At 65.5% G+C, this 3,750-nt stretch carries 3 protein-coding genes; all 3 read left to right on the top strand.

Translation table 11 applies throughout. The features are described 5' to 3' along the window. Window positions 1-261 precede the first annotated feature (261 nt). Window positions 262-1,575: an IS1380 family transposase gene (locus GY791_11740; GenBank protein ID MCP4329097.1), complete on the top strand. Its 1,314-nt coding sequence runs from the start codon at window positions 262-264 to the stop codon at window positions 1,573-1,575. A gap of 271 nt (window positions 1,576-1,846) precedes the next feature. Continuing rightward, on the top strand, window positions 1,847-2,998 hold the full coding sequence (locus tag GY791_11745; protein ID MCP4329098.1) for a hypothetical protein: 1,152 nt from the start codon (window positions 1,847-1,849) through the stop codon (window positions 2,996-2,998). Between the two features lie 32 nt (window positions 2,999-3,030). Then, window positions 3,031-3,750: hypothetical protein (locus GY791_11750; protein ID MCP4329099.1), on the top strand; the 720-nt coding region annotated here is incomplete at its 3' end.

Raw genomic sequence — 3,750 nt, forward strand, 5'->3', positions numbered from 1 at the left:
AGAAGCATCGCCCGATACCCGCTTGGCCCCCTCCCACAGTGCGGTGACCAAGGCCGCCGCAAACGGAAAACTTGAGAGCGACTGCACAGTGAGGAAGTCCGGAACCTGCTTCTGGCTCTCGACATCGGGGTCGCCACTTAGCCTCGATCCACCGAGCCGTTGAGGGGCTGATCGGGGTCGCGTCCACCAAAAAGGCCTCCTGAGCTGGGAGTCTCGTGATGTCTGAAGTCACGTAGCTCGCCATCGCAGGAGGCACTTTCTGTGTCGTTATCTTCGCGCAAGCTCGACCGGCTGCAAGCGACCTTTGATCACGGCGGGATCGTGGCCAATGCGGGCTTGGTGGTGCCGGCCACGTTGATGGTCCGCCTCGGTCTGGAGTCTCTGATCGACGGGTGGGTCAAGACAGGGTCGGCGCGTCCTGGGCGCAAGATCTTGACCTTGGTGGCGGCGATGATCGCCGGCGCGACCCACATCGATCACGTCGACATCCTGCGGGCTGGGGCAACCCAGCGGGTGTTGCCGTTCACGGTGATGGCTCCCTCGACGATCGGTAGCTTCTTGCGGAGCTTCACGTTCGGTCACATCCGCCAGCTCGACGCCGTGTTGAGCCGAACGCTCGGCCGAGCGTGGGCGGCGGGAGCTGGTCCCGGCGACGGCCCGCTGATCGTGGATCTGGACTCGACGATCTGTGAGGTGCATGGCAAACAGAAACAGGCCGCTGGCTACGGCTACACACGCCGGCTCGGCTATCACCCCTTGTTGGCGACCCGGGCTGGGACCGGCGAGGTTCTGCTCGCCCGGATGCGCCGAGGCTCCGCGAACACCGCCCGCGGAGTCGTCCGCTTCGTTGACGAACTAGTCGCCAACCTGGCCCGTGCCGGGGCGTCGGGGCCGATGACGGTTCGGGCCGATTCAGGGTTCTGGTCCTGGAAGCTCTGCGATCGCCTCGACACCCACGGCGTCGCCTGGTCGATCACCGTGCGCCTCCACACCAAGATGAAGGCTGCGATCGCCGCCATCGACGAGACGGCCTGGCACGACATCGACTACACCATCGGCGGCCAAGCCCAAGTCGCCGAGACCACCTACACCGCCGGCAAAGGGAAGAAGAAGCGAACGGTTCGCCTCATCGTGCGCCGCACCCGCCTGGTTGAACCCGCGCAGCGACGCCTCTGGCCTGACTGGCGCCACCACGCCTTCATCACCTCTGACCACGAGATCGATGCGGTTGACGCTGACCGGTTCCACCGCGAACACGCCGTCGTCGAACTGGCGATCCGTGACCTCAAAGAAGGCGCCGGACTCGACCACATCCCCTCAGGGCACTACCACGCCAACGCCGCCTGGCTCGCCTGCGCTGTCCTGGCACACAACCTCGGCGCCTGGACCACCCAACTCGCCGGGCAGCCACCCGTCACGAACCGAACCAGACGCACCCGCCTCATCCAGGTCCCCGCGGTCACCGTCAACCGTTCCGGCCGAACCCTGCTACGGCTCCCGACCCGCTGGCCCTGGGCACATGCATTCACCAACACACTCAACGCCCTGCGAGCGCTTCCGGCACCGTCGGGCTGACGCCCGACCCCGGGACCTGACGCACCCCCGACAAGCCCCGCGTCGACAACCCGACCACAACCACGGGCCCCTGCTTCAGCGCGCCCGAGCACCCACCCCGAGCCCGGCACCACACCGATCAGGCAAGCCTGCCCTCACGCCACGGACACCGGCCGCCGAACGGTGGATCGAGGCTAAGGGATCGCCTGGGTTTTTCTTGGTTTTGTTCTGACAGGTGTTGGGGCTTTCGGAGTCGTCTGGTTGTTGATGCCGGTCGATTCTGGAGGTTCCGATGGCTTTGTTTCGTGGTGATGGTGCGGGTGAGGGTGGGGTTGGTTCGGGTGAGGTGATTGGTCTCGTCTCGAACGATGAGATCGTCGCAGCAGCCGGCGAACACACATCTGGCGATGTTGATGGGGCCGGGTATTTGGGGTTCATGGCCTCGACTGCTGACGCGTTGGGTGCCGATGGTCGCCGAAGCTGGAACGAGACCCGCGCCGAGCAGCTTCATGACCTCCATGAGGCTCAGGCCAAAGCGGCGGTAACCGGCCAGGTCGTAGCTGACACTGCTTCGGATCTGGCCGACGCCGAATCCGCCTACGAAGAGTTCGACACCGACGACGCCGACCAGAAGTTCCCGTTGCTGCGGCGTCTGCCGGCCCGCTTCTACTGGCCGGCGATCGGGTTCGTGATGTTCGCGATCGAGATGCCGATCAACGCGATCGCGATGCGGGTCATGGAGTTCCCCGACTCGATGACCTACCTGATGGCAGCGGGAATCTCCGCGCTGAGCCTCGGTGTCGCCCACATTGCTGGTCACGCCGCCCAAGAAGCAGTCGCCACCAAGCAGAAACCAAAAGCTGTCGCAGCGCTGGTTGCGGCACCTGCGGTCGCTATGGCGGCAACGTTCGGTCTGTTGTGGGCGGTCGCGGCGCTACGCGGCGACTACCTCGCCGAGGTCGGGTCGTCGGGGTCGATGCTCGAAGTGCTCGCGATCAGCGCAGCAGCCGTGCTCGCCGGCACCGCCGCCTCCTACTTCCATGCGTCGATCCACGCCGATGAACACGACCGGCTCCGCTCCGACCTCGACGAGGCCCGCGACAACCACGAGGACACCACCAACGAGCACTCCGAAGCGCTCGCCCAGGTGGCTGACGCCCACGAACAGGTCGCGCTCGCCGCAGAAAACGCCATCGCCAACGCCACCGTGACCCCACATATGACCACCGCCAAAGGCCACCTCTACAGCGCCCACCGCCCCGACGGTGATCACACCATCACGGTCAACGAACCCGACTGGGTCACCAGTGCCCGCAACGACGCCGACACCCACCGGACCGCCGCCGAAACCATCCGCGACCACCTCACCACCACCCCCAACAGCGACAGCGACAGCGATGAAGACAGCCAGCTAGCGCTGTTCCCCATCAACCACGCCGCCTGAACAACCCCACCCACCCGAAAGGACCCATCACCATGGCCACCACCGCACGCACCCGACGCCGCCGCAACAACACCACCCGCAAAGCCGCCACCGGCATCGCCGCCGCCGTCACCGCTGTCGCGCTCGCTGCGGGGTTCTGGATGATCGCCGGCGCGACCCCCAACGGTGACGTCGATGCCTTGCACGCCATCGTCATCGACCGCTCCGCCAGCCAAACCGACGGCAACGTCACCGCCGCGCTCGGCAACGTTGACGACCTCTTCAACGATGCCGGCACCCTCGTCATCGTTGTCGTGATCCACGACAACGAAGTCCGCACCCTCGGCCGTCACGAACTCGTCTGCGACAGCACCGCCTCCCTCGTGTGTGATCGCCAACTCGACGAAACCAGCACCGAGATCACCAACACCATCGAATCCGCCCTCGACCTCGAACCAGCGGGACACAGCGACTTCCTCGCCGCACTCGGCACCATCGAACACCACCAACACGCCACCAACATCGACGACGTCACCATCACCATCGCCGGCGACGCACTCGTCCACACCCCCCACATCGACGCCCGCGACCTCACCGCCGACAACGCCAAACAAAACGCCGAAACCGCCCAGACGTGGGGACCCACCAACTGCACAGGATGGAACGTCGCATTCATCGCCACCCCCGCACCCTCCACCGAAAACGCCGCTTACCTCAACGCCAGCCACACCTTCTGGAACCACTACCTCACCCAATGCGGCGCCACCCTCACC

It is taken from the genome of Alphaproteobacteria bacterium, from assembly GCA_024244705.1.
Lineage (GTDB): Bacteria > Pseudomonadota > Alphaproteobacteria > JAAEOK01 > JAAEOK01 > JAAEOK01.

Bases quoted from the DNA above. Each gene is read 5' to 3' on its own strand.
- GY791_11745 (MCP4329098.1), top strand. From the start codon at position 1,847: ATGGCTTTGTTTCGTGGTGATGGTGCGGGTGAGGGTGGGGTTGGTTCG.